This is a genomic window from Prolixibacter sp. SD074, from assembly GCF_009617895.1.
Classification (GTDB): domain Bacteria; phylum Bacteroidota; class Bacteroidia; order Bacteroidales; family Prolixibacteraceae; genus Prolixibacter.
On the sequence record NZ_BLAW01000001.1, the window covers coordinates 1,916,989 to 1,943,124 of the forward strand.

Here is a 26,136-nt window from a genome sequence, read left to right on the forward strand (position 1 = left end):
AATTATTTAATCCTGACAAGTTTTAGAAACCTGTCAGGATTTTACTTATAAATTAATTCAACTGAACAACAAACTCTTGTTTGCTCTTTTTCTCCTGAAGGTGAAGTAAAGTTTCTGGCGGTAACGAACCTGCTTTTAATCTCGAATCGGTCAACGAAAAATCGGCATAGTCGTATTGATAAAGTTCCTCATTATATTTTGTTGGCAACTTTTCAAAATACACATAAGTACCAAAATCCGAAATTTGAAAGTTATCAGAGAAATCGTCGTCGTCATTTTCATCGACCAAACTTTCAACTACAGCCTTCTGTTTGATGAAAACGGTCTCAACTTTATAATCGTAATTGAAATCATCTTGAAGAATATCGTATTCTTTTACACCCTGAATGAGCACGTTATCGTTTTCATCTTTTACATCCTCCTTACTCCACCAGGCCGAATAATCGTTTTTCCCGAGGTAAGGAATAAACACCGCTTCCTGTTGCCTAATATGGTCATAAAGTATCTGCTCATCCTCCTTTCCCAAATCCAGTGAAAGAAAGATGCGATAAGCCGGGTGAATTAAGGTTTGCTCGGAAACAATAAGGTTACCATCAGTATTGGCAAAACCAATAGTATTGGTATAAGTGGTTACGTTTTTAGTGAAATTTCCACGTTCGCAACCTTTTCCAATGGGTTTGATGCCTACGGGAATATCTTTAAGTTTTGTATAATATTCCGGAAATTCATTGTTTTTAGTAAATCCCTTTAGTCCTGCAATTGCTCCTAAAATACCCAATACACAAGGTTTATGAAGCATATTGTAGGTGAGATAAATCTTCTCGTTTATATCCGGCTTTTTCAGAAACCCCATATCGGCATACAAATCGAATGAGATAACTGTTTTCATGCTTCTTCTCCATTATTTCCAAATAAAGGCAAGGTAGTACATCCAACCGGCAGGTTAATTGCCGTTGCCGATTGCCCATTAATATATAGTTCGGTAGTCTCAATTTCAGAACGAAAACCAGAAAGTAATTCACTTACTTTTTCAAAATCAAATACTGTTTTTCCGTCCTGTTTTTCAGGCAGTGCTTTCACCAAATCGGTAAATGCAGGTAGTATGAGTTTAGAACCGTCGTTTAATTGCACCCAAAACAGGATCTCATTATCGGTTCCTGCTTTTGCTGCCGAGTCGTAAAAAGTGGCACCCTGGCGCATTGCCGCTCTAAGCTTTGAAATATCCTCTGATGAAACAGCTTTTGCTTCTTCTCCAGCTAAAGTTTTGATTTCAGAAAGGGTTCCCGGATTAATGGAAAAATGATGCAGGTAGTGACCTTCCTGTAATTTGGATTGACGGCCAATGGTTGTCATCCCCCGCTCAGCCTCCGGATCATTCGATTTATTACTAAAAGGGGAGGTAATTTGTTCAGAATAAATATTGTTTTCGTGCCAGATATTTACACCATGATTAATCTGTACCGGACCATGGACTGAGATATTGATACTTTTTCCGGCAAAAGTTGCTCCAAACAAACGAATATCCAGACAACTCAAAAGCTTCCCGGCAACAACCTGTTTGATCGTTTTCTTATCTTTAGGATATTCCCCAAAATACTTCACATAAGTTTCATCCAAAGAAATAGGATTCATGTTCTCATTTAATGATTTGAAATAAAAAATGGTTTCTTTGGGATAAACAGCTTTAAAGAAATTTTTTACTGTATACTTATAAGCTTTATCTGTAGCATAAACGGTTCCATCAGGTAAAGTACGTGGTTGACCCGAGAAATCAGCGTTGTAATTAGAATTGACGGCCTTTACAACAGCACATCCGAATACTCTGTTTTTAAATTCCATGATTGTCTTATTTTAGTTGTTAATAATTTCTGGTTGTTCTTCTTTCTGTTTGTTTGATTTATATATGACGGAGGGTGCAAAATACCCGGCAAGCAAGTAGCGCTGATAATTTTTCAGGTTTTCGCTGGTATCGAATGCCAAAACCTGTGATGCCAAACGTTCGAAACGGTCTTTATAAAAACTAATTTCGTGTTTGTAGGCATTCACTGCATTGGCAATTGCATTCTGCAATTGTGGCGCACCGCTTTTTTGTAAAAAGGGTTCGAGCAATGCATGGGTTGGGTTACTGGCCTTGCTTTTGCTAAGCAAAAAGTAAATCACCTGCCCGGCAACAAAAAGAAATTCGCCCACGTTTTGCTCATCAAGAAGCGTGTTGTCGTCGTTGGCAACCAACTCCGCTTTTTCTAAAAGTTGTTTAAATGTATTTGCCATATTTTCTCTGTTTTTTGAGTGGTTACTAAATTTATTGTACAAACTAAACCAGATGTTTAGCTTCTCTTTTATGGAAGTTTCTTTGGTGTGATATCCGTCCTTGAATTCATCATGTTTCAGATCGCTAATAATGGAGGTCAGCAAAGCTTCATCAAACATGGTTGTAGTAATGGCCTGTTTTCGGCTTTTATAAATGTAGTCGTAGAAAGCCTTTCTAAACCGGAGAATGAGATTGGCAATTTCATCGCCTCCGCTAATGTAATTAGGGTCAATATCGTAGAAATAATTATAGGAGAATTGTCCCTGTTTCTCACGTACCAACCCATTATTGAAAACCTTGGTCACCACAATGTTTTCGAAGCCAAAAATGGTATGTAACTTAATCGATTGCAATGCTTCTCCTTTTTGTCTGAGCCGAAAAAGATTGTCGATGACAAATTCATCCAGTTTGTATTGAAAGTTGGAAACAAAATCAAAATCATTCACCACACCCCGGCTGATGTTTAACAGGTAATAATTACTTAAAACCCGCTGTTGGTCTTTTTCATAAATACTCTTGAGCAGCTGTGGATAAGAGAATTTCCGTTCACCTTCGTTATTGAAAATACGAACGATCTCCGAATTATTTCTAAACTCGTTTTTGTCGATAAAAATGGGAAGGATAGGATTGGGAAGCACCCGGCTATTCAACAGAAGCTCAAACTTATTCAATGCTAATGCGTCCAGTGCAGTAATCCGCCCCGAAATACCCCTATGCATAGAAGCCGTTTTGTGTTCCAAAAACATCTTTTTTGAATTGGCTCCATTAATAAAATTGCTTAGCCCAAATGTTGCATCATCTATTTCTTTCGTGCTGTTGTACTTATTATCGTTAAACAGCTTTTCTTTTAGGTAATTTTCATGACAGGCCCGATAATCCTCAAGATGAACATTTCTCAAATAAAGGTTAATATAAAAATCATCTTTAAAGGTTTCAATTAAAGGCTTCTCGATAGAGGGGCCATCCTTTTCATATATAGTAGTTGCAATACGACTAATAGCCTTTAATGCCTCAGAAATTGTTTTTTTGAAAGCAAGAGCCTGCTCTCTTAATTTAGCGGTATCATCAGGGATACAAATAGCAATAGCATTATCAAAATAGAATTTCAGAAGACGAGTGATTTTTTCTTCTTTTATTCCTTCCAGCTTATCATTAGAATATGATTTCAATTTGAAATTAAGAACGAAAGGAGAACATGAAAAAATCTGTTTCTTCTTGTCCAGGACTTTATTCATCGTATTTCCTACACGGGTTCCCAATTCTTCATACTGCATAGCCTCCTGTAATTTGGGAGTGAGCTTTTCTTTCCCGTCATAAATCACATAGTCCACCCCCTCCACGGGCGGACTGTTTTTCCAGTTTCCTTCCTCGTCCAGTTCTACCCACAAGTGCAATCCGGGCGAAGGTATTTTGTTCAGGTCAAAGACTTCGGGGTAATCCTCTTCGAGGTCGTCGACAAAATTGATGAGTTCTCGTATCATATTACAATTATTTTGGGCTTCAATGGATCGCCTGTTGGCCTCGTCAGCCATTCGTAGTCAATGGTTTTGTAGGTTTGTTTCATATTGAGAGGTTTTAATTTTTCATTTCGTTATTTTACAATTCCAACCACTCTTCAATTTTCATCACCTCCACTTTTTGGTTGTGCATTGCCTTAAAATTAGCTTCACTGTCGAACCATCCGATGACTGCATCGCGATGCAGCTTTGTGGGCTTTATCGAAATGCAGCTCAGATAGCTGCTCCACGGGTATTCCAGGGGATGCGAACAGAATCCGTGGTGAACCGGATTGTTGTGTATGTACAAAATCACATGTTTCAGATAATTTTCGTTGTCAATCAGTTTGCGTTTAAACGGGCGTTCGAACAAGGCACCGCGGGTTTCGTTACGTCTATTCAAATATTTACCGTATGCGTTAAACAGATGCGAAAAATGTTTTACAGGCTCCGGACGTTTTAAATTATTAATGTCGACTCTTTCAGGTTCTCCGAACTCTGAAAGGTCAGTAGTCGTTTGAAACCTGACAGAGTCGTCAGACCTGTCAGAGTTTAATTTTTTGTAAAAACCAATCTTTTCTTTTTCTTTCACCCTTACCAACATATGAAAATGATTCTTCATCAGCACCCAAGCATAGGTATCGGCTATTGGTTCAATGTACTTGTCATACAAATTCAGGAAGTACTCGTAGTTATTAGCTTCGCAAAACAAATTTCGCCCGCCAACCGCATGATTGTAGATGTGGTAAAACTGTCCGTATATTAAAGGCTCAAACTGTTGCATCGTTTTTGCTTTAATTCGCTTATTCCCAATCCGGACAGGGTTTTATAATCAATATCGAAGACTTTCGTTTCAGGTCGTCGACAAAATTGATTCGTTCTCGTATCATACCTTAAAGATTTCGTTTCCAATTCTTTCCTGCAACCTCTTTCTGTACAATTGTAGTTCTTCATTCATCGTCTTTTATTCAATGGTAAACTGTTCCAAATCATCGGTAAGACTCCTTTTTCTTGAGCCAAGATTATGATTCGTAGAAATCATGCTTATGCAATTCGGTATTGGGTTACGATCCTTTCAGGAAGCTGTGGTTTCCCGGAAGGAAATGCGATTGTTTCGGTATGTTTTCTAAACACCGTCAGGGCCTCCGGCCACTGACGGGGTGGGCAGATTATACCGGGTCGACCCAGCCGAAGCCGGTAGCATTCTTTTCGCCCATGCCGGCCGACAGGATCAGCCGGTGCAGGTGCGGCGGGGCCGTCAGTTCGAAATCGTATTTGAACCCGCGCACCTTGCTTTCGCTGGCCGAATAGGGTTTGATGGTCACCAGTTTCGATTTGGGCGTTCCCTTCACGGTCAGCCGGAATGGGAATTCGCCGGGCAAAGGTTCGGCCCCGGGCACCGAATGATATTTGTTTTCGAGATGTTGTTTCAGAAGGTTGCCATATTGTTTGTCATTAGGCGAAAGGTATTGCGCATATTTATCGCCCTCCTTCCAGGTACTAATCACCACGGGCGATGTGGCCTGGTAACCAACGGTTTCAACGATGGCCGGTTCGGGCAGGCGTTCTACGCGCGACACGGTCAGATCGATTCCGTTAAAACGGTCGCCCAGGAAGAACTGTTGCTGATTAAACAAGCCGATGATGAACTTTTCGGCTGCCCCGTTCAAGTAAAAGGCTACTTTCAGGATAACGGTATCGCGGTGCAATTCAAACAGCGCCTTCTCTTTCCACACTTTCGGACGTCCGATATTCAAAGGCGAATAGCTAAACAGCTTGAAGCGTTGTTTCCCGGATCCGTATCCTTCGGCATGCAGAAATTCGGCAAATTCGCCGTCGGCACGCCCGAGCGCCTTATACATCCAGGCCCCGATGAAATACTGGTAGTCTATCGGCAACATCCGCTGCTTACCGGTACGATTGAATGTTAGTTGAAATCTCATTTCGGTTTGACGTTAGTTAAAAAAATACAGGTAGGTAAAAAGGCAAAGTCTTTAACGGAATGAATTTATCAATAAAATGTGATTTTACAAAAAATAACGTCATCGCTTTTTTCATCATATCGTTGTCGTTCCGTATCATATGTCTTCATCTACCACTGTTTCCGACGCTGTCAGGTGCTTTGCACGCTGACAGGCCTGCTTTCTATTCTTTAACCACCGTCAGGGTTTACAACCACTGACGGGGTGGGGCGATTTACCCCAAATACTTACCGCTCACCCATCCTTCGACGTGGATGCGGGACCAGCCGTCGCGTTGTTCGATGGTTTCGACACCCGTATTTTCGAACAAAACGCCCATCCGGTTACCGCCCGGCGTTGCGCGGAAGTTGAGCTGGTCGGCGACCACCAGTTGGCCCGCTTCTGCCGGTTCGGACTTTCCATTGATGTTATCCCGGTAGGTTATCCATACGGCCTCGCCAAGTTCGAGCACATTGGCAATCATCGGGTAGATGCGTTGGTAAGCTTTCCGGCTCTCGCCAATGAAACCGTCGCGCCGGATGTTCACCTGCGAAGTATCGCCCACCAGCAGACAGCCGTCAGTATCTTCACCGGTATTACCAGTATGGACAAGAATGCCTTCGAATCCCGGCACACCCACGATGTGTAACATGCCTTTATGGAAACCGGGACCATACTTTTCGAGGTATTTAGCGTGTAGCCGCCCCTGGGTATATAATTTCACGCGGTAGCGCCCGGCCGGGATACCGGTTTTACCGTTTACTTTGACCTCACGCGGCCGGTCTTCGAGGGTATAACAGGCAAAGGTGCCGTTAATGAGCAGCATCCCCAGCGTCGATTCGCCGGAAGTGCTGTACCGTATCACTTGCAGTTCCATGGGCTATCCTTTGGCGTTCGTAAAAGGTTCAGTGATTGCAGGAACCGCAGGCGACTGCGTCCGGAAGCGCTGTTCCATCAGGTTGGTTTTGTCGGCGCTGCCTTTGCTGGAACCAAAGAAATACGAAAGTACCATGGTGAAGCCTGCCACCAAGGCGCCAAACAGCTGGTTAATGGCGCCGTTGGTCGAGAAGGTCTTCCCGTTGAACGAACCAATGACGGCCATCATGACCAATGTAAAAAAGCCGACTACCACAATAATAGCTAATGCCAGGAAAAGCCAGTCGCGACGCCCGGTCGCATTGGTTACCTGGATTTCCCGCCGACGGGCATCCTGTACATCGCCGAGGTACGACTGTGTTTCTTCCAGCTCGAGGCGGGCCGATTGCAGCAACAGCTCCTGCAACTGCACTTTGTTGGTGGCTTCCAACTCTTTCAGTTTCACCAGCAGCCCGGGATGGTCGCTCAGTTGTTTTTCGATGGCTTCCGGGTCATCGTCGAGAATGCCGGTCGCTCCTTTTACGAGGTTAATAATCCGGTCGGATGCTCCGCCGGTAACAATGCTCCCTAACAGGGGAAGGCCTTTTTTGAGCAAGGTTTCGCCCAGCTTTTTCAGGCCGTTTTTCTTGTCTTTTTTCATTATGTATAGGATTTTACAGGGTAAATGATTGAGCGGTTTAGTCTCTCCTGCTCAGGACGAGCCAGGTATTTTCCGTTGTAGCATGATAACATACAGAAGTCAGGTGTCCGAGGAAAATGGCTTTCCTGTCGGGTCAATCGGTTGTTCATCGGTTGTTTCATCAGTCTCGGTTTAAGGTTATAGTTATCCGTTTCATTCTGGAACCACCTGTCGGTTCCAGTTGTTTTCTTTCCCCCTATAAACTGATATTATCGTTTTCTGCCTGGTGCCAGCCGATTGGTCAACCGGTTTTACCAAAAACTTAGCCTAACTTAATCATCATATAGTTAAGAATCAATTTAAACAAGAATCAATCTGTTGATTAACCGGTGTCCATTCATAAAAGCACGGATCATAATGCCGGCCAACATTTCTGTTACAACTGAATTTATGAAAATGCTTTATTAAACCCCTGCGGCCCTTGCCAATCTTTTGTTTCTTTATAAAATCCTTATACCTGCAATATGAAATTTTATATACCGCTTATGAAATCCTTAACATCTTTGTTGTATACTAAAAATAATTTTCCTGACATTTGCTGATACCCTGTTTACGATTTCTGTGGCAGTGGTTTTTTATTTGTATTATAAAAACCGTTAAATTGATCGTCAAATATCGCGGGAGGAACAAGTAACGTTACACCCAGGTCGTTTTTTCTTTTATATCCATGAAATATAATACACTACCCATTGTCCTGAAACAGGTAGGAAGCCTGTTAATTTTACTCAGCATTGTTGTTGCGGTGCCCGGCATTGTATCGCTGTTGTACCATGAATGGTACGAAGCTGCCGGTTTTTTTATTTCATTCCTTGTCATTCTTCTCATAGGGATTGCATTAAATCAAACATTTAAAAAAGCTGGGGACATCCAGTATAATCATGCCATGGTGGTTGCCGCTTCCGGTTGGCTGGCCATTACAGTAATGGGGGCCATTCCGTTCTGGGCCATTGCGCACATCATGCCGGCAGACATCATGAAAGGGCTTATTCCGGCAAATGCCGGTTATCATCTGTCCAGCCTGGAGTATTTCAAAAACCCGCTTCACTGTTTTTTCGAAAGTATGAGCGCATACACGACCACTGGTCTTTCAATGGCGGTGCATGTATCTTCGGTGGGGAAAGGCATTTTGTTCTACCGCTCACTGGCCCAATGGGTAGGTGGGGCCGGCTTCATCGTGATGGTGTTAGCTGTGTTTCGACAAAAAACGGGACGTGGGGCTTTGCTGTTGTACAGTTCCGAATCGACGGGAGAAAGATTAAAACCCAAGGTTATCGAGACGGCCAGGGTCATTTGGAAAATCTACCTTTCCCTCACCCTGTTCACCATTGTGTTCCTTATTGCGGGGACATTATTTGCCCTGCCGGGTTATCCGCTGACGGATACTATTTTTGACGCCATTAGCAATGCGATGACCGGTCTTTCTACGGGTGGGTTCAGCACCCTTGATGATAGCATTTCCGGTTACCATTCGACCGTAATGGAAGGGCTTTTGCTTCTTCCCATGATACTGGGATCACTTTCCATTCCTTTTTATTATAAGGTGTGGACATCGAAAAAAATAAGTGAAGTATGGAAAGACGCCCAAACCAGGGCGCTCATTTTGTCTTTCTTTTTCGGAAGTATCATTCTGTCTTTGCTACTGCTGAATAACAATATTGTTAAAGAACCATTCCGGAAAGGTATTTTCCAATTTGTCAGCGCTATTTCAACAACAGGCTGGCAGACCGCCGATATAAGCAGTTGGAACTGGAGTTCCATCATATACGTAGTGGTTGCAGCTATGTTTATTGGTGGCGCTGCCGGGGCCACCGTAGGCGGAATTAAAATCATCCGGGGATTGACCATTGCCAAAGGGGTGATCTGGGAACTTAACAAAGTTTTTTTATCGGAAAATACAATTAGGAGAATACAATTAAATGGCCGTTCGCTTACACCTGACGAAATGAATGAAGAATTTTCCAAAGCCGTAACCATAGCCATCCTCTTTTTTCTTTTTATTTTCATTTCCTCCCTGGTAACTTATGCATACATGGGAAATGAATTTAGTTATTTCGATTCCCTGTTTGAATCTACGTCGGCCCAATGTACCGTAGGCTTATCGACTGGTATCACCTCTCCTTCCATGCCGCCGGTACTCGAAGTTTTTTATATCATCCAGATGTGGGCAGGCAGGTTGGAAGTCATCCCGGTACTGGCCTTTTTCAGGGCTCTCTTTTTTGGTGTGAAACCATAAACAACCAACTTTACAATCAACAACCTGGATACACGCATGTAAATGAGACAGAAACAAGGCCGAAAAATGATGCAGTTGAGGAAGTGCTTAAAAATTACGAGAGTGGTACAAAATGCAAATGATGAACCCGTATTGGAATTCGGTAGCCTTTCTATTGATGTGGTTAATCATATTGTCCGTAAAGAAGGTGAAATTTTGAAACTAACGTCAACCGAAATGAATCCCATAGAAAATGCATATCGTTTCAAATAAATAATGCCATTTTTGAATCAGTCTCCGGCTTCACGACCACGGGGTCATCTATTCTGACCGATATAGAAGCGCTGCCCAAATCAATTTTATACTGGCGTAGCCTGACACACTGGATAGGTGGCATCGGGGTAATCACGCTGGTCATTGTCGTGTTTCCTTCATTTAATATCGGAGGTTACCGCATCTTCACCCTGGAATCTTCATTACAGCAAAAAACGCACCCCCACATCAAATCGGTTGGCATCCGCATTTTACTTATCTACCTGGGATTAACCGCTGCTGAAATTATATTCCTGATGCTGGGGAATATGAATTGGTTTGAAAGTATCTGCCATGCATACGGTACCGTGGCTACCGGAGGATTTTCTCCCAAAAACACCAGTATTGGCGGGTACCCCCCTACATTCAGTATGTCGTGACCATATTCATGCTACTGTCGGGAACCAACTTCATTGTGCACTACTTTATTTTGACCGGACAGGGCAGGAAAGCAAAACAGAATGAAGAATTTTGGTTTTAACCTGTTCGTTATCTTCATCTCCGGTCTCCTTATTACCTCAATACTCTATCTGAAAACCAATAAAGGTTTGGAACATTCTTTCCGGGAAGCATTCTTCCAGGTGACATCCATTGTTACTTGTACGGGCTTTGCCACTACCGATTACCTGAAATGGCCGCATTATGCTTATTACTTTCTCTTTTTTCTCATGTTTGCCGGGGGAAGTGCCGGGTCAACGTCCGGAGGTATTAAAATGGTCCGTCACCTGGTAATGTTCAAAAATGTCCGTAGCATTTTTCAGGGGATGAACAGTTTCCGGGCAGTCCATACGATACGGTTAAACAATCATACACTCCCGGAGAAACAGAACCGAACGATATTAGCCTTCATCGTTTTATACCTGTTATTCTTTGTGATGTCGACTGTCGTTCTATTAGCTGCCGGTATTGATTTTCAATCCGCCGCCAGTGCGGTAGCAACAGCAATGGGAGGCATTGGTCCCGGGATTGGCTCCGTTGGCCCGGCCAGTAACTTCAGCCATTTCTCCGGATTTGCCAAGCTTTTTCTCTCCTTCGACATGATATCCGGCCGGCTTGAACTGCTAACCGTCCTGGCGCTTTTTTCACCGGCATTTTGGAAAAGATGAGAAAATATTATTAACTAGCATTAAAAACGGGAATGGCAGAACATAAATTACATAAGCAGTTAGGGCTCTTCGATGTGTTTTCCATCAGCACCGGCGCAATGTTCAGTTCCGGCTTCTTTCTGCTGCCGGGGCTGGCTTCCCGGTTTACCGGCCCATCTGTCTTTGTGGCCTACCTGGCAGCTGGCATTCTGATGCTTCCTGCCGTATTTAGCATTGCCGAAATTGCAACAGCACTTCCCCGTTCCGGTGGGGTCTATTTCTTTTTGGATCGCAGCATGGGCCCGTTAATGGGAACAATTGGCGGTCTTGGAACCTATCTGGCGCTGATTCTCAAAACCAGTTTCGCCATTGTCGGTATTGGCGCTTATGCGGCCCTTTTCTGGGATGTCCCGGTCAAAACGGTTGCCGTGAGTGCCACGCTCTTTTTTTTAATACTCAATCTGAAGGGGGCAAAGGAGGCAACCCGGCTTCAGAATTTCTTTGTTGTATTTCTCATCCTTGTGCTAATCACTTTTATTTTAGATGGAACCTGGCATGTGATTAGAACCAGCCCCTCCATTGTTCCCGGTGAACAGGGCCAAGCTGCCCCCCCTTTTTTTAGTCACGGAATGGGCGGTTTCTTAACTACTATTGGTTTTGTTTTTGTATCCTATCTCGGGGTAACCCAGATTGCCAGTGTGGCTGAAGAGGTCAAAAATCCGGAACGAAACATTCCGCTGGGAATGATTCTTTCGCTGGTGGTTACCTCACTTATCTATTTCTTTGGGGTATTTCTGATGGTAAAGATCATTCCCCACACGGCATTAGCCACCGATATTTCTCCAGCAGCCACCGCATCGAAACAACTGTTCCAATGGCTACCCGGACGTACCGGTATATTTCTTATGGCAGGGGCTGCCATTGCCGCATTTGCGTCCACTGGCAATGCCGGCCTCTTTGCTTCTTCCCGGTATCCGTTTGCCATGAGCAGGGACAAACTTTTCCCTCCGATGTTTGCCCGGATCAACCGACAAATTCCAATATATTCCTTGTTATTGTCCGCGGGGCTTATCTTACTGTTCATCATCATCCTTTCCGAAGAAGGTATCGCAAAACTTGCCAGTACCTTTCAGCTCATTATCTTCGCTCTGATTAACTTTTCAGTTATCGTATTCCGCAACAGCCGTATTGAAGCTTATGATCCAGGCTTTAAGTCACCCTTCTATCCCTTTCTGCAGGTAGCAGGAATCCTGATTTACCTGGTGCTGATTATTTACATGGGATGGGGCCCGGTAGGATTTAGTCTTGTCATCATACTGATTTCTTTTCTCTGGTACAGAATGTATGTACGGAAGTGGGTCGCAAGGGAAGGCGCCATCTACCACTGGTTTGCCCTGTTAGGGAAATCTCAGGATAACAATCTGGAAAATGAATTCATGATGATCCTAAAGGAAAAGGGACTGCGCATGACCGATCCTTTCGACCAGACAGTTGTTGTATCTCATGTTTTCTTCCTTAAGGAAAACTTTCATTCGCTCCGGGATATCCACAATTGGTTAGTCCGTTCGGAAGAGGTTCCATCACTTCCACCCGGAGATTCCGGGCAAACGTCTGAACAATATAAAGAACCGGACAAGCTTCTTTTTCCAGTTCCCGGTGTAGCTATCAACAGTATTATCAACCCCGCGATGGAACTTCCTAAATTACACATTCTTATTAATCGTTCGGGACTGTTATCCACGAGAGGGTTACTCACTGAAGCTAAGCAAGGAAGGATAGATGTCTTGTTTGTACTTATCCATCCGCCAGAGAATCCCAAACAGCAACTCCGCATGCTTGCCCGTCTAATCGGCATTACCGAGCGGGAAGACTTTCTTACTCATTTTCTGGCTTATGACAGTGTGCGTTCCGTTAAAGAATATCTTTTACAAAACGAACATTTTATCTCCCTGGTGCTTAAAAAGGAAACAGCACAGTCCGAATTAATCGGCCGTCAGATGAAGGATATCACATTACCGGAAGATGTGTTGGTTGCATTAGTCGAGCGGAAGGGCAATACATTCCCGCCTCGCGGCCATACGCTACTAAAGGAAGGTGATATTCTGACGATTATTGGCGAACCCAAATCCATCGCAGCTCTATTTGATAAATACATGAAATTGAAAGAGTAGTTGAATCAACCTTGGCCTATTACCTGGAAAGCATTTTATCCAATCAGAATTCATCTATTCAGATTGAGTACCTGTGTCATCCGTACAAAGAACCTCTGCTAAGATAACAGAGGTTCTTTTCTACCCTTTCTTTACCAATGGACAGCCTTTATCATTTAAAAGTTAGTTTCCTTTAGAACCGAAGCGATACCCCGCCACCGGCCCCATACCGGTTATCATAGCTGGCAACCAGTGAAAAATTCTTCGACAGCATGTATTCGGCGCCGGCATTCCATACTGTTTCGGTTTCCATATTTTTATTGGCTGGAAGGGTATTCACCGCTCCAAAGTCGAGTTGATATTCGTAGTATCCGAATACAAAGAAGCGCGGGAATACCATCAAGTCCCGTCCGATTGAAATACGGGGCCGTAGCTCATTATCCACACGAAGGTCCAAATCGAACATGTAAGGCGTAAACCACCTGATTCCGGCAACAGCAGTCGTTTTAATATTATCCAGACTATTTCGATCGGTATTCTCCATATTCACTCCGGCGAAAACCCGGAAGTAATCATACAAATACCGTTCATAGGTAAACTCTGCCTCCATGTTCTTATTCCAGCCATACTCAGCATCAAAATTGAACTGATTACGGATGTTGGATGATGCAAGGCTTACACTGGTCATATTCGAAGCCACATCAGCAGTTCCCCACGTATAATAGCGGTTTGTTTCATGTATGAGTTTCTTCACCGGGTAACCTTTCAGGCGAGGGTCTCTTGGAGTACCATAACTGAAAATCCTTGCCATGCCACTCGTCAGGTGATAGAGAATGTGACAATGGAAGAACCAGTCTCCGCTCTCCTGATTATAAAATTCAATCGTAATCTTTTTCATCGGAGGTACATTCACTGTATGTTTTAATGGTGAATAGTCTCCATTCTTATTAAGTACCCTGAAAAAGTGTCCGTGCAGGTGCATGGGGTGGCTCATCATCGTCAGGTTATTCAGCGTAATCCGCGTAACTTCACCTTTCTTAATCTTAATCTTGTCCGTTTCTGACAACGGTATACCGTTCATGCTCCAGATATAACGGTGCATGTTACCGGTAAGATTGAGCAAAATATTCCTGACCGGAACATCCTTCGGGAAGGTAGTTTTTACGGGCGATTTCAGGTAGCCATAGTTGTATTTCGCAAACATATCCATCCCTTTCATATCGCCTTTCATGCCACCTTTCATATCACTGCGCATGTTCCCCTTCATTTTATTGGCCGACTTATCCATCTGCATACCCCAGTTCTTTTCCATCTTATGGGGTTCATCTTTTTTGGGCCGGTATTTGATAGCGGGAGCTCCCATGCGCATATCCATTTTCGCCATTTTTTTCATCATCCCGATTTTATCGGGTTTGGGAACATCCGGGGCTGCCAGTACGGGTCCTTTCCCCAGGAAGGCTGACGTCGAACCCGAACCATCGTCAGTTGTGGCCCTGAATTCAATTTGCCCGTTCTTCGGAATCGTAACAATGAAGTCGTACGTTTCCGCTATCGCGATAAATGTCTTATTACGCTTCACCGGCACTACGTTTTTACCATCAGCCGATACGAGCGTAGGTGTTTTTCCGCCAAAGGTCATCCAGTAAGAAGTCGAAGAGGACCCGTTAATGATCCGCAATCGAACCCGGTCTCCCGGCTTGAAATCGGGATATTCCTGTTTTTCTGCTCCGTTGACCAAAAACGCAGGATAATACACATCGGCAATATCAGCACCATCCATTCGCTGTTTCCAGAAATTAAGCTGTGCTCCCAAAGCATGGCGGGCAATTACCTTGTTCAGCGGCGTAGCGGTACCTTTCTTTATCTGATACCATTCGCTCCCTCGCTTCAGTGTACGAAGAACGTTGATGGGCTTTTCATTGGTCCAGTCCGAAAGCACCAGCACTAACTCCTTGTCATACTTTAACTTCTTTTTCCTGGGTTCAATCACAATGGAACCATACACTCCACTTTGTTCTTGTAACATGGTGTGCGAGTGATACCAGTATGTTCCGGATTGTTTCAACGGGAACTCATACTTACGCGTTTCCCCGGGTTTAATCGGTGGAGTCGTCAGGTATGGTACGCCATCATAAAAGTTGGGTAACAAAAGTCCATGCCAGTGAACCGATGTCTCTACATCCATTTCGTTCCTGACATAGATAACAGCATAGTCGCCTTCCATAAATTTCAATGTGGGCCCGGGAATCGTGCCGTTGACGGTCATCCCCAGAACCTTTTTTCCTGCTTTGTCAACCTGCTCCTTACGTATCGTCAGGTGATAGGTGGTTGTATCCGTTTGAGCATAGCCTGGTATTTTAGCCAGGAATAATAAACTCAATATTAATAGGGTATAAATAGGTGCTTTCTTCTTACTAAAATCCATAATATATTGTTTCTTTATTTTTACCTGTAATTACATCTTCTGCCGTTATTCATCCGTTATTTCATTGCAGTTCATAGCGATTACAGCCGGCATCGGGAAATGATATCATTCTTTTTGATTTCATCTACCAATTCCGGTTTAGTGGTGGGCAAGCATGAGAAAAACAGGTCATTTATGCGATCGTATTTCGCTTTTCCTGGTACTCCTCATTCGTGATTTCTCCACGGGCAAAACGTTCATTCAAAATATCGAGTGCCGTTCGCGTTGTTTGCATGTTCGATCTACTATCCGCTCCACTTCCTTTGGACAGAAGCCAAACAATACCTACTATAAAAGCGATTCCAATAATCCATCCAATTCCCATCATAACTATTTATTTTAAAGTTAAATACTGACTAACTTTTTCACAGGAATTTATTCCTGGTTCTCCTTGTAGTTTCCTTTTAAATTGATGATACAAATTTATATACCAACTCTCCTTTGCTGTTATACAATTCATTATTTCTTTTATATGATTTTTGGGTTGTTTCCTTACTATAACAACTCTGTGAACCCGGAAAGCGGGACAAAAGGTGCTACCAGGAAACTTGCCTGAAGCAATTTGATGATGGATTGAACTGACGATCTAACTTATCATTCGATTGGTTTACCCGGTTGCCAAAAAAGCACCTCCGAAACACTTAAGCCCGTTAGCACCAGGCCAACTAAAATTTTTGTAACAATTTAACTACATGTGTGTTATTCTAACAGAACAACATTTTCAAAACCATAAAATCAATGAATAGCTCACGCAGAAAATTCATCAGGATTGCCTCTGCAGCATCAGTTGGTGTTCTGAGCGTTCCGGTACTCCCGAAATTGTACAATTCAATTACCGGGGGACAAAGAGTTTCACCCCATCCACTGAATAAAGACTTTCCGGCGGACGTCGATTTGGAGTTCACCGCCAGACCGGATCAAGTGCAGCTTCTCAACGGAAGTAAAACGAATATTTATACCTACCAAACCCGTATCCTGAAAGCTGAAAATGCTACGGTAGATAAATTACCGGGCAGCTATCTCGGCCCGGTTATCCGGGTAAAAAGAGGCCAAAACGTTCGCGTTCGTTTTAAAAATCAATTGCCGCGCGAAAGCGTGATTCACTGGCATGGGTTGCACATCCCGCAGGAAATGGACGGCCATCCCATGTATGCCATCGACAAGGGCAAGGAATTTGTCTATGAGTTCACAGTCAACAATCGGCCCGGTACTTATTGGTTCCATCCCCACCCTGACAAATATACCGGTCCACAGGTGTATTACGGCCTGGCCGGAATGTTCATTGTCGAAGGCGATAAAACGGGGTTGCCCGACGAAGAATATGACGTGCCTATAGTTATTCAGGACCGAAAAATAGATGCTGACAATCAGCTTGTATACCTCGATGGTGGACGGATGGACCGGACGCAGGGATTTTTAGGTGACAGAATATTAGTGAACGGCCAACCCGACTGGAACCTTGATGTGAAAAAAGGTACCTACCGGCTCCGAATCCTAAATGGCTCCAATTCCCGTATCTATAAACTGGCCTGGAGCGATGGCAACGATATCGTGGCTGTTGGAACGGATGGCGGCCTGCTGGAAAAACCGGTAACCAGGCCCTACCTGATACTTTCTCCGGGCGAGCGCACCGAACTATGGAAAGATTTTTCCTCCCAAAATACAGGTGAAGTGCGGCTAAAAAGTCTTCCTTTCGAAACCGGTTCTCCCATGGGAGGTGGCGGAATGATGGGGGGCATGATGGGAGGCGGGCAACAACAAACTCCCAACGGAACAGCCTTCGATTTGGCATTGTTCCATGTAACGACACAAGCCGGCGTGCAGAAAGAGCTCCCGGCCGCCTTCCCAAAACACAAAACATTGTCTCCCTCAGATGCTGTGAATGCCGGCAACCCCAGAACATTTCATTTCTCGTTCGAACGGATGCAATGGGTCATTAATGGCGAAACCTTTGAAATGATGGGGGTAGCCGACTGGGAAAAAGTAAAACTGAACACCACCGAAATATGGGAATTCATTAATGGTGGCGGCAGCCGGGGCATGGGCCGGATGGGCAACATGATGCAAATGCCCCATCCCGTCCACTTGCACGGGCTGCAATTCAGAATAATCGACCGCGATGTCTCCGGCATGAGCGCATCAGTATGGGAATCGGTAAAACACGGTTTCATCGACCAGGGCTGGCAGGATACGTTCCTGCTCATGCCGGGAATGAAAGTGCAGGCGGTAATGAAGTTTGAAGACTTTACCGGACTCTTCGTTTACCACTGCCATAACCTCGAACATGAAGACATGGGCATGATGCGGAATTACGAGGTCATTGCATAGTGCGTTCAAAACCAATGGATACAAAAATTAAAAATCGGTACAACCGGATAGCCAAAATTTATGATGTTCTCGAGAGTCCGATGGAATCGGGGTTTTCCCGGTGGAGAGAAAAGTTGCTCTCCGGGGTAAAAGGGAAAACCCTTGAAGTGGGCGTTGGCACGGGGAAAAACCTGAAATATTATCCCGCCGATGTCGACCTGACCGGAATTGATTTCAGCGAGAACATGATTGAACGGGCCCGGCGAAAATCCGGCAACAAGCCAAACATCCGACTGATGGTGATGAATGCCGAGAGAATGGATTTCGAAGCCAACACATTTGATACGGTTGTTACATCGTGTGTCTATTGCTCCGTTCCCGACCCCGTGCAGGGAATGAAAGAAATGAAAAGGGTGTGCAAACCCGGCGGCCGGCTACTCATGCTCGAACACGTCAGAAGCAATCATAAAGTAGCAGGCAAACTGATGGACTGGATGAATCCCATTCCCCTGCATCTATACGGTGCCAACATTAACCGGGAAACCTACGAAAACCTGCTGAAAGCCGGGTTCGAACCGAACGACATTACCATAAAACATTTATGGTACGATATTGTATTACTCATTAAAGTGAATATCAAAAAGTAAGGGTTCAATCCGGTGCATCGAATGGCAGAATGAACTCAACCACTTCATAATCGATGTATTACGCACAATTTTGACTAAGGAGACCAGGATATGATGAAAGATTTTATGAAAGTGGCCAAAGAAAACAAAAACGCCATGATGATGATGATGAACGGTGAAATGATGGACAATATAATGGATAACCCCGGCATGAGGCAACAAATGATGGAAAAGATGATGAACAAAACGGAGAAGGATTCTGCCATGAGAAACCAGTTAATGCACATCATGTCCCAACATCCCGATATGATGAAAATGATGCAGGAAAAAAGCATGATGAAGTCGGGGCATATGAAGAAAGATAAAATGGAAAAACAATCTCACATGAAAAGTAAATAACCGGGCGAACCAGGGTGAGGAACCCCAACGTCGAAATAGATTGTTTTCACTTCTGCCAGGAACCTTTAAATCTGGTAACGAACATGCTGAATGTAACGTTTCTGAATTTTCTTGAAAATCCCTTATTTGTCATACCGTGGTACCTGGTTGGCATTGTTGCCGCCGTACGGGTTGCCTGGGAAGTGGTTAAAGTGAACACCCGTGTGAACACGGCATTAAAATTCGCCTGGCCCATCATCATGATTTTCTTTTCAGTCATCGGGCCGGCACTGTATTTACAACTGCTAACGGGGTGGGGATAAAAAAGCCCGACTGACAGCAGCCGGGCCCTTTCCAATCCAAACTGACGCCATATTTTACGGATCTAGCGGATCTTTCGGATCGATGGTCAATGATTCCATCCGGGGAGTGAACTCCGTATCGTTCCGGCTTAACCGTTTGCCGGGAACGTAGGGCATGTAGCCAAATGCATCGACACATCGCTTCTCAAACCCCATATCGGTGATGTAGTAGCTCTGTCCTTTCGTGGTGGTACAAAGCGCCTTTTTATGGATGGGCATTCCGTAACGAATCATCAACCGGGCTGCATTGCGGTAGTTGGTCGTAGTGTGCCGTGCATGGGGTTCGATGATGATAGCGCTTTCCGGGACACCGTATTGCTTCATCAATTCTTTCTTCATCTCTATCGCTTCGCAGAAAGGTGTCTGGTCAGGGTGCACATAGCCACCGGAAGCAATGATAAAGGGCGCTTTCTTCTCAAAATAGCGCTCGGCAGCCAGTTTACAACGCAACATGCCGGCCGGGCTCAAATCGACGCCTTTCTTTTCGGGACCATAGCCAGGCAACATGATAACGGTATAGGGATAATTGTCGAAATTGGTTTTCCGGACCTGTTCGTATGCTTTGGCATTTTCGCCCGTCATCATCGGTTCAAAGCGGGCCGCCTCATCGCGGTGGTTCATCTTCAACAGCCACAGCGAAAAGGAAAGGGACGGCTGAAAGAACACCGTCATTTGTTTCGTATCGTCACCCACGTTGCTGGCCAGCATATTGATCAGCATCCGGTAATACTGTGAATTCACATCGTAGCTCACCGAATCGATTTTCGGATAGAGCGGTTTTTCACCCAGCGCATACGTCCGGATAATACCATTCATTCCTTCGGCTGCACTTTTCCAGGCCTGCGCCAGTAATGCAGCATCATCCAAACCGGCAAAATGTTCGTAAGCCCCGCTGGGGCGGACCTGCTCTGTCACCAGCGCCTGTAGCGCTGCATCCGATTGGTATATCTTCTTCAGCTCATCACCCGCTTTTTCAATTTCGTCATTGCTTAGCAGGAATAAATCGGCCCAACGGGAGGTTTTGTCCCGCACCGACTCCATCGACTGATTCGGCAAATCATAGCCGGTAGCCTCTTTGATATTCTTTGTCCGCCCGGCCAACATTGACTTTAACACCGGATCGGCTGCCAGCGCCTCTTGTACCGCCGGTAATTTCTCCATCAGGGTCAACAGGTAAAAGTTTTTATCCTGCACATAATTTCCCGATAATATCCACCGGTATCCCGGCTGGTAATCCACTTTCGGCGAAGCGGACTGCGCCTTTCCCGTAAAGGTGAACAATACCAGGACAGCCAACAATACTATTTTTCGATTGCTCATAAGTTGAAATTATTTTCCGGCGCACCGGAATTGATTGTAATACATGCCTGTTGGTGAAATTCAGTGACGTAAAAATTTCTCTGTCTTTTACCCCTACCCTGAAGGGTGAGACTGAAAAATCAAGGTTTCCCTTTAGAGGGTGTCCGAAAAGCCAATTGCTTAATTTTTCTTCTTTCAGTTTGTAAGTATGCTTTCAGTTTACCCCTCCAAACCTCCCCTAAAGGGGCGGCTTTGAAGTCCCCTTCAGGGGATTTAGGGGTAGTTGCGATGCCGTTACTTATATATTGTAAGTTATTGAAATGTAAAACTCACTTTTCGGACATCCTCAGGGTAAATAAGCTTGATTTTTCATGGCTACTATTCGTTCCACACAACCTGTCAACACATTTTCCAGTAAGGAAAAAACCGGCCCCCGTCAATGCAAATCAGGGGCCGGGTACTTTGGTGTTATCTAATAGAGAATGTATGAACCTAGTAGCCCGGGTTCTGGGTAATCATACCCTTACCCAGATCGACCATTGCCTGCGGAATCGGGAAATACTCATTCTTCCCTCCCGTAAAGTGGGCATTGGCCAGGTGTGTACGCCGTGTTTTCTCTACCTCGAAGTAGGTATTCATCACATTGTCGGCAACGCCCCAGCGGACGAGGTCGAAGAACCGGTGCCCTTCCAAAGCAAACTCCAGCCGGCGCTCGGTACGCAGGGCTGTGGTAGCTGCAGCCTTATCGGCGAACGGCGTATTGTAGGTATCGATGTTGTAGTTGGCTGCCGGTGTTCCGTCGTCAAAAGTAACCACCCGGCTGTCTTTCGCACGCTGACGAACCATGTTGATGTAGGTACGTCCGGTTTCCAGGTCGCCGGTCTCGATGGAAGCTTCCGCCCTCCATAACAATACATCGGCATAACGGATGATGTAATAGTTCATCGATGTTACATACGGCCAAACCGAAAGATATGCAGATGAATTTAACGATACCTGACGTTTCTTTTGAATGAATTCACCATAGGTTACCGCATCACGTGGTTCCCAGTTGTAGACACCTAAATCGAGGTACGGAATGCCGTGACGACCAACCGTGTGATCGAGGCGCGGATCGACATAGTCATTATCTGTCACATTGGCGTTGTCCTCAACAGGCATACCCGAAGCGTCTGTTTTAAATGAATTCACCAGGTTTTGCGAAGGACGCAGAAAACCGTAGTCAGGATAAGGACCACCGGGAGTCAGCAAACGGTCGCCAATGGAGCCATTGTAGTTATTGGGCGAACCATCGTTGATCGAGTTTTGTACCGCGAAAACAACTTCGGGGCCATTGTCATTTTCCGGAAGGAATACATCACGGAAGTTCGGTTGCAGACTGTACTTCTTGGAATTAATTACATCGTCGGCTGCGATAATGGCATCGCTCCATTTCTGCATGAAGATGTAACACTTGGCCATGTAGGCACGGGCAGCCCATTTGGTCGGGCGGGCGGGCTCTGACTGACTGGCCGGTAACACTTTGTATGCCGCATCGAAATCGTCCAGAATTTTCTGCCAAAACTGGTCGGAAGTTAATTCAGTATTCGATTTATAATACGATTCAGTGGTTTCGTCCGTCTCGTCAATCCACGGAACATGGTCATAGATCTTCTTTAGTTCGAAGTAGTAGTGACCGCGCAGGAAACGCATTTCAGCAATACGTTGTGTCTTCAATGCCGGATCGAATGTTTCCGATTTATTCAGTTCGCGGATGGCGAGATTGGCACGTTTCACCCCTTCGTACAGTGCCAGCCATTTCCGGTCCATATCGATAATCGACGGGTTGGTCTGGAAAATCTCCATCAGGTGAATCTGGTTCTGGTCGCCGGTACCACCGCCACCTTTGTAAGCATCATCCGAAACTACGTCACCGAAGCTCCAGTTCGAAGCCGGTGAGTTAAATGCATTCGACGCCTCGTCGAACTGGCCGTTTAGCACCGAATAGGCTGAGACAACCAGACCTTCGATGTTCTCCGGCGTCTGAACCTGACTTTCTGATAATTCCCCAATGGGAGTATCGTTAAGAAAGCTATTGCTACAGGAAGAAAAAGCAAAGCCGATTATGATAATAAATAAATATATACGTTTCATTTTTCTATTCATTTTATGCAGTCCGTTTTACCTTTTAAAATTCCAGATTCACACCCAGCGTATAGGTACGTGCCGCAGGATAAACACCACGGTCGACGCCAATATCCAGGTTTTTGTGAGCTGAACTGTAGTTCTGTAATCCAACTTCCGGATCCAGGCCATTGTAATTGGTAATAGTGAACAGGTTTTGTGCCTGTACGTAGAGGTAGAACCGCTTGCTATGCAGTTTTCCTGCCGGGAGCGTGTATCCCAGTTTCACATTCTGCAAACGGACATAATCGGCGTCCTGAACATAGTAGCTTGATGGACGAATATTGTTGTTCGGGTCGTCAAGTGACAAACGCGGAACAGTAGCATTCGGATTGTCGGTTGTCCAGGCATTCAGCGTACGCGACTGCTTATTGTAAGCCGACAGGTCGAAGAAATCGCCGTAATAACGGGTCAGGTCGTAAATCTGGGCACCTACACTTCCGCGTGCAAACAAGGAAAAGTCCCAGCTACGGTAGTTCAGGTTGAAATTCAGGCCAAATGACAAATCAGGGTGCGGACTTCCGATGAAGGTACGGTCGTTAGCGTCAATCACACCGTCTTTATTCAGGTCGGCAAACTTGATATCACCCGGCTGCGCATTGGCCTGTTTTCCCCATGCATCCACTTCGGCCTGGGTTTTAAAGAGGCCCATCGCCTTGTAGCCATAGAAGGAAGAAATCGGTTCGCCAACAGCTGAGCGCGACGTTTCCTGGTCGAAGTTGACGCTATGCAGATACGAGCCCGGCAGGCCGATGTATTCGATATCTTGCGGCAACGAAGTCAGCTCGTTCTTCACATGCGACAGGTTAAGCCCCACGTTCCATTGCAGGTCGTTTACCTTTTTACTATGGTAATTCGCCGTAATCTCAAAACCTTTGTTCTGCATTTCGCCGGCATTGGTCCACACCGTTTGGGTGGTACCTCCAATGGTCGGAGGCAGCGGTTGCTCCATCAACAGGTCTTTGGTTGTCTTAATGAAATAGTCGCCGGTAAATTCGATGCGATTTCTCACTAATCCCAAATCGATACCAAAGTTCGTCTGCGTCGTTGTCTCCCATTTCAAATCCGGGTTACCGTTACGGGTTGGCGTAAATCCGGTATACACCGATGTTTGAGATCCGTCCATGGCGTAGTTGGAATAGTTAGGATTACTGTAGTAAGAGGATATGGTACTATACGCCGGGACATCCTGGTTACCATTCTGTCCCCAACCGAAGCGCAGCTTCAGGTTGGTAATGGCACCCACGTTGAAGAATTTCTCTTCACTTACGCGCCATCCGGCAGAAACAGCCGGGAAGTTTCCCCATTTGTTGTTACCCAGTTTCGAAGAACCGTCACGACGGAAGGTAGCCGACAACAGGTAACGGTTATCGTAACTATAGTCAACTTTACTGATGTAAGATATCATGCTCCACTCTGTTCCTGTTCCGGTGTTTTTCTGCGAACCTCCATCACCGGCGTCCAGGTAACGAAAGTTGGGATCATCGTACGCAAACCCTTCACGGAAACCGGTAAACCCTTCCATTTGCGATTTCAACGTTTCCATACCGGCCAATACATTAATCGAATGTTTACCAAACTGATGAACGTAATTCAAGGTATTGGTCCAAACCCAGTCGAATTTCCAGTTATTGCTGGTTGTCAACGAACTCAAATTCTGCTGGCTATAGGTCTCCACATATTTGGGACTGTAATTGCGCTCATAGAAGTTGGTATAGTCGATACCAAAATTGGTTTTGGCTGTCAGGCCTTCGATAATTTTGTATTCAATGTAACCGTTACCAAACAGTTTGAGCGTTTTCCCTTTGTTATCCTTATTCCTGTACAGTCTACCCATTGGGTTCTGAATATCATTCAGCGGAGAACTGGCATATTCGCCGTTCAGGTCTTTTACCGGCGCAATGGATGGCATTTTATAGGCTTCGTACACAACCCCTCCCAATGCCGAGTTATTTTCGGCCACATTGCTCCAGGTGTGTGAAAGGCTAATATTCTCACCAACTTTCAGTTTCTTGTCGAAGAAGTTGTATTCTGAGTTCAGACGACCTGAAACACGCTCAAACCCGGTATATTTTATAATACCATCCTGATTAAAGTAACCGAGAGACCAGGCCTGTCTCGACTTATTATCTCCTTTCGAAAAGGAAACATTATACGACTGTACCGGAGCTATACGGAAAATTTCATCCACCCAGTTGGTATTGGCCGAAGGTTCCGTTTGAGCGGCATCGAGGTATTGCGGTATAACCGGCGTCGCCCCACTCCCATAAATTTCGTTAGCCGGAGTAGCGCCATCGTTTTTAATGGCCTGCCACAGCATATCGCCGTATTGTTGTGCATTCAGCATAGTCAATTTATTGGCGGCCTGCTGCAAACCAACATAAGCATCCAACCGAATGGTAGGGTCTTTTGATTTTCCCTGACGGGTAGTAATAATAACGACGCCGTTGGCAGCACGTGCACCATAAATAGAGGCAGAAGATGCATCCTTCAGCACCTGAATCGATGCGATGTCGTTGGGGTTAACCATATTGATTCCTTCCGAAACCGGAACTCCGTCGATGATATAAAGCGGTTCGTTATTCCTGATAGTACTGTAACCACGAACACGAACGGCCACACCGCCACCCGGCGAATTATCAGCAACCACATCCACACCAGCCATACGTCCCTGCAACATCTTGTCGACACTTTCGGTCGGCTGGCTCTCTATTTCACTCGATTTAACGATGCCCACAGCCCCCGTTAAATCTTTCTTTTTCACAGTTCCGTAACCAATGGCTACCACTTCATCCAGTCCCACTGTTTCGGGCCGCATATTAACGGTGTAACTGGCACGTCCGTCAAGAGTGACATCCTGACCCTGCATACCAATAAATGTAACCGAAAGAGCAGTAGCATTGGCCGGTGCATTCAACGAAAACGTACCATCAGGACCAGTCACCGTACCGGTAGTTGTACCTTTAATAACCACCGTTGCACCGGGAAGAGGTTGCCCACTGTCGTCCAGCACCTTTCCTTTAATGGTTTTGGTGTCCTGTTTCCCTTTGGCATCGCCGGGCTTCAGGATGATGTTGTTGTTAAGGATGTTAACTTTTAATTGGAAGGTTTTCGCCAGTCTTTCCGCTGCTTTACCAACAGTTTCATCTTGCATGGGAATGCTGGCTTTTGTTTCCATAGGCAGTTCAGCTGCCTGGTAGGTGAAATCATACCCCGACTGAGCGGTAATCATGTTAATGAACTGACTCAGCGTATATGAGCCTTCATTGATATTTATCCGTCCGGATAAATCACTGGCCGAAGCCGGAGTGTCTAAGAACAACAGACTGGTTAGGACAAACAATCCCAGCCTGAAAATTGTCAGGAACAATTTTTTTTTCATAATTTTGTAACAGTTTTGAATTAATTACTAATTCTCTCCAGAGTAAAAGTGACGGTCGCCAAACTTCATTTTT

General features: G+C 45.0%; 21 protein-coding genes. 9 read left to right on the plus strand and 12 right to left on the minus strand.

What is annotated here, in order from left to right; translation table 11 throughout:
* Positions 1 to 52: 52 nt before the first annotated feature.
* The 7 genes from cas5b to GJU82_RS08415 all read right to left on the minus strand — a co-directional run bounded on the left by cas5b (position 53) and on the right by GJU82_RS08415 (position 7,284).
* Positions 53 to 889, minus strand: a complete 837-nt coding sequence (gene cas5b / locus GJU82_RS08385) for a type I-B CRISPR-associated protein Cas5b (protein WP_153631732.1) — start codon at positions 887 to 889, stop codon at positions 53 to 55.
* The gene (locus tag GJU82_RS08390; RefSeq protein ID WP_153631733.1) at positions 886 to 1,839 is read right to left on the minus strand and encodes a type I CRISPR-associated protein Cas7; all 954 of its coding nucleotides are present in this window, start codon (positions 1,837 to 1,839) and stop codon (positions 886 to 888) included. The genes cas5b and GJU82_RS08390 overlap by 4 nt, the downstream gene beginning before the upstream one ends.
* A 12-nt stretch (positions 1,840 to 1,851) precedes the next feature.
* Positions 1,852 to 3,792 (minus strand): hypothetical protein, encoded by a 1,941-nt coding sequence (locus tag GJU82_RS08395; RefSeq protein ID WP_153631734.1) that lies wholly within the window; start codon positions 3,790 to 3,792, stop codon positions 1,852 to 1,854.
* A gap of 115 nt (positions 3,793 to 3,907) precedes the next feature.
* A complete protein-coding gene (locus tag GJU82_RS08400) occupies positions 3,908 to 4,591 on the minus strand; it encodes a hypothetical protein (protein WP_153631735.1) in 684 nt (227 codons plus the stop codon).
* A 385-nt stretch (positions 4,592 to 4,976) separates the two neighbouring features.
* The gene (gene cas6, locus GJU82_RS08405) at positions 4,977 to 5,750 is read right to left on the minus strand and encodes a CRISPR-associated endoribonuclease Cas6 (protein WP_153631736.1); all 774 of its coding nucleotides are present in this window, start codon (positions 5,748 to 5,750) and stop codon (positions 4,977 to 4,979) included.
* 253 nt (positions 5,751 to 6,003) lie between these two features.
* Positions 6,004 to 6,645: a DUF5675 family protein gene (locus tag GJU82_RS08410; RefSeq protein ID WP_153631737.1), complete on the minus strand. Its 642-nt coding sequence runs from the start codon at positions 6,643 to 6,645 to the stop codon at positions 6,004 to 6,006.
* A 3-nt stretch (positions 6,646 to 6,648) separates the two neighbouring features.
* The gene (locus tag GJU82_RS08415) at positions 6,649 to 7,284 is read right to left on the minus strand and encodes a hypothetical protein (RefSeq protein WP_153631738.1); all 636 of its coding nucleotides are present in this window, start codon (positions 7,282 to 7,284) and stop codon (positions 6,649 to 6,651) included.
* Positions 7,285 to 7,990: 706 nt separating this feature from the next.
* Between GJU82_RS08415 and GJU82_RS08420 the strand changes: the two genes are divergently transcribed.
* The 5 genes from GJU82_RS08420 to GJU82_RS08440 all read left to right on the plus strand — a co-directional run bounded on the left by GJU82_RS08420 (position 7,991) and on the right by GJU82_RS08440 (position 13,103).
* A complete protein-coding gene (locus tag GJU82_RS08420; RefSeq protein ID WP_153631739.1) occupies positions 7,991 to 9,556 on the plus strand; it encodes a TrkH family potassium uptake protein in 1,566 nt (521 codons plus the stop codon).
* 42 nt (positions 9,557 to 9,598) lie between these two features.
* Entirely contained in the window at positions 9,599 to 9,808 is a 210-nt protein-coding gene (locus tag GJU82_RS08425) for a response regulator transcription factor (protein WP_153631740.1), read from the plus strand.
* Positions 9,805 to 10,227, plus strand: a complete 423-nt coding sequence (locus GJU82_RS08430) for a potassium transporter TrkG (protein WP_255474011.1) — start codon at positions 9,805 to 9,807, stop codon at positions 10,225 to 10,227. The genes GJU82_RS08425 and GJU82_RS08430 overlap by 4 nt, the downstream gene beginning before the upstream one ends.
* A gap of 81 nt (positions 10,228 to 10,308) precedes the next feature.
* Complete coding sequence (locus tag GJU82_RS08435) at positions 10,309 to 10,953, plus strand: potassium transporter TrkG (protein ID WP_153631742.1); 645 nt, start codon at positions 10,309 to 10,311, stop codon at positions 10,951 to 10,953.
* A gap of 32 nt (positions 10,954 to 10,985) precedes the next feature.
* A complete protein-coding gene (locus GJU82_RS08440; protein WP_153631743.1) occupies positions 10,986 to 13,103 on the plus strand; it encodes an amino acid permease in 2,118 nt (705 codons plus the stop codon).
* A gap of 172 nt (positions 13,104 to 13,275) precedes the next feature.
* Here the strand turns inward: GJU82_RS08440 and GJU82_RS08445 are convergent, their stop codons facing one another.
* Both GJU82_RS08445 and GJU82_RS08450 read right to left on the minus strand, forming a co-directional pair.
* Complete coding sequence (locus GJU82_RS08445) at positions 13,276 to 15,507, minus strand: multicopper oxidase domain-containing protein (protein ID WP_153631744.1); 2,232 nt, start codon at positions 15,505 to 15,507, stop codon at positions 13,276 to 13,278.
* A gap of 172 nt (positions 15,508 to 15,679) precedes the next feature.
* Positions 15,680 to 15,874: an SHOCT domain-containing protein gene (locus tag GJU82_RS08450; RefSeq protein ID WP_153631745.1), complete on the minus strand. Its 195-nt coding sequence runs from the start codon at positions 15,872 to 15,874 to the stop codon at positions 15,680 to 15,682.
* Positions 15,875 to 16,284: 410 nt separating this feature from the next.
* Here GJU82_RS08450 and GJU82_RS08455 point away from each other — a divergent pair, with 410 nt between their 5' ends.
* The 4 genes from GJU82_RS08455 (at position 16,285) to GJU82_RS08470 (ending at position 19,180) form a co-directional block, all read left to right on the plus strand.
* A complete protein-coding gene (locus tag GJU82_RS08455; protein ID WP_153631746.1) occupies positions 16,285 to 17,874 on the plus strand; it encodes a multicopper oxidase family protein in 1,590 nt (529 codons plus the stop codon).
* 14 nt (positions 17,875 to 17,888) lie between these two features.
* On the plus strand, positions 17,889 to 18,500 hold the full coding sequence (locus GJU82_RS08460; protein WP_153631747.1) for a class I SAM-dependent methyltransferase: 612 nt from the start codon (positions 17,889 to 17,891) through the stop codon (positions 18,498 to 18,500).
* Positions 18,501 to 18,590: 90 nt separating this feature from the next.
* Positions 18,591 to 18,878 (plus strand): hypothetical protein, encoded by a 288-nt coding sequence (locus GJU82_RS08465; RefSeq protein ID WP_153631748.1) that lies wholly within the window; start codon positions 18,591 to 18,593, stop codon positions 18,876 to 18,878.
* Between the two features lie 83 nt (positions 18,879 to 18,961).
* The gene (locus tag GJU82_RS08470; protein WP_153631749.1) at positions 18,962 to 19,180 is read left to right on the plus strand and encodes a hypothetical protein; all 219 of its coding nucleotides are present in this window, start codon (positions 18,962 to 18,964) and stop codon (positions 19,178 to 19,180) included.
* 54 nt (positions 19,181 to 19,234) lie between these two features.
* Here the strand turns inward: GJU82_RS08470 and GJU82_RS08475 are convergent, their stop codons facing one another.
* From GJU82_RS08475 to GJU82_RS08485, 3 genes are all read right to left on the minus strand, one after another.
* Complete coding sequence (locus GJU82_RS08475) at positions 19,235 to 20,539, minus strand: YdcF family protein (protein WP_153631750.1); 1,305 nt, start codon at positions 20,537 to 20,539, stop codon at positions 19,235 to 19,237.
* 471 nt (positions 20,540 to 21,010) lie between these two features.
* Positions 21,011 to 22,651, minus strand: a complete 1,641-nt coding sequence (locus GJU82_RS08480) for a RagB/SusD family nutrient uptake outer membrane protein (RefSeq protein ID WP_153631751.1) — start codon at positions 22,649 to 22,651, stop codon at positions 21,011 to 21,013.
* Between the two features lie 34 nt (positions 22,652 to 22,685).
* On the minus strand, positions 22,686 to 26,063 hold the full coding sequence (locus tag GJU82_RS08485) for a TonB-dependent receptor (protein WP_228488632.1): 3,378 nt from the start codon (positions 26,061 to 26,063) through the stop codon (positions 22,686 to 22,688).
* Positions 26,064 to 26,136 lie beyond the last annotated feature (73 nt).

What these genes read in the sequence shown, in the direction of transcription:
- GJU82_RS08420 (WP_153631739.1), top strand. Translation starts at nt 7,991, where the DNA reads ATGAAATATAATACACTACCCATTGTCCTGAAACAGGTAGGAAGCCTG.
- GJU82_RS08460 (WP_153631747.1), top strand. Translation starts at nt 17,889, where the DNA reads ATGGATACAAAAATTAAAAATCGGTACAACCGGATAGCCAAAATTTAT.
- GJU82_RS08450 (WP_153631745.1), bottom strand. Translation starts at nt 15,874, where the DNA reads ATGATGGGAATTGGATGGATTATTGGAATCGCTTTTATAGTAGGTATT.
- GJU82_RS08475 (WP_153631750.1), bottom strand. Translation starts at nt 20,539, where the DNA reads ATGAGCAATCGAAAAATAGTATTGTTGGCTGTCCTGGTATTGTTCACC.
- GJU82_RS08465 (WP_153631748.1), top strand. Translation starts at nt 18,591, where the DNA reads ATGATGAAAGATTTTATGAAAGTGGCCAAAGAAAACAAAAACGCCATG.
- GJU82_RS08410 (WP_153631737.1), bottom strand. Translation starts at nt 6,645, where the DNA reads ATGGAACTGCAAGTGATACGGTACAGCACTTCCGGCGAATCGACGCTG.
- cas6 (WP_153631736.1), bottom strand. Translation starts at nt 5,750, where the DNA reads ATGAGATTTCAACTAACATTCAATCGTACCGGTAAGCAGCGGATGTTG.
- GJU82_RS08445 (WP_153631744.1), bottom strand. Translation starts at nt 15,507, where the DNA reads ATGGATTTTAGTAAGAAGAAAGCACCTATTTATACCCTATTAATATTG.
- GJU82_RS08440 (WP_153631743.1), top strand. Translation starts at nt 10,986, where the DNA reads ATGGCAGAACATAAATTACATAAGCAGTTAGGGCTCTTCGATGTGTTT.
- GJU82_RS08435 (WP_153631742.1), top strand. Translation starts at nt 10,309, where the DNA reads ATGAAGAATTTTGGTTTTAACCTGTTCGTTATCTTCATCTCCGGTCTC.
- GJU82_RS08390 (WP_153631733.1), bottom strand. Translation starts at nt 1,839, where the DNA reads ATGGAATTTAAAAACAGAGTATTCGGATGTGCTGTTGTAAAGGCCGTC.
- GJU82_RS08425 (WP_153631740.1), top strand. Translation starts at nt 9,599, where the DNA reads ATGAGACAGAAACAAGGCCGAAAAATGATGCAGTTGAGGAAGTGCTTA.
- cas5b (WP_153631732.1), bottom strand. Translation starts at nt 889, where the DNA reads ATGAAAACAGTTATCTCATTCGATTTGTATGCCGATATGGGGTTTCTG.
- GJU82_RS08400 (WP_153631735.1), bottom strand. Translation starts at nt 4,591, where the DNA reads ATGCAACAGTTTGAGCCTTTAATATACGGACAGTTTTACCACATCTAC.
- GJU82_RS08455 (WP_153631746.1), top strand. Translation starts at nt 16,285, where the DNA reads ATGAATAGCTCACGCAGAAAATTCATCAGGATTGCCTCTGCAGCATCA.
- GJU82_RS08480 (WP_153631751.1), bottom strand. Translation starts at nt 22,651, where the DNA reads ATGAAACGTATATATTTATTTATTATCATAATCGGCTTTGCTTTTTCT.
- GJU82_RS08395 (WP_153631734.1), bottom strand. Translation starts at nt 3,792, where the DNA reads ATGATACGAGAACTCATCAATTTTGTCGACGACCTCGAAGAGGATTAC.
- GJU82_RS08470 (WP_153631749.1), top strand. Translation starts at nt 18,962, where the DNA reads ATGCTGAATGTAACGTTTCTGAATTTTCTTGAAAATCCCTTATTTGTC.
- GJU82_RS08485 (WP_228488632.1), bottom strand. Translation starts at nt 26,063, where the DNA reads ATGAAAAAAAAATTGTTCCTGACAATTTTCAGGCTGGGATTGTTTGTC.
- GJU82_RS08415 (WP_153631738.1), bottom strand. Translation starts at nt 7,284, where the DNA reads ATGAAAAAAGACAAGAAAAACGGCCTGAAAAAGCTGGGCGAAACCTTG.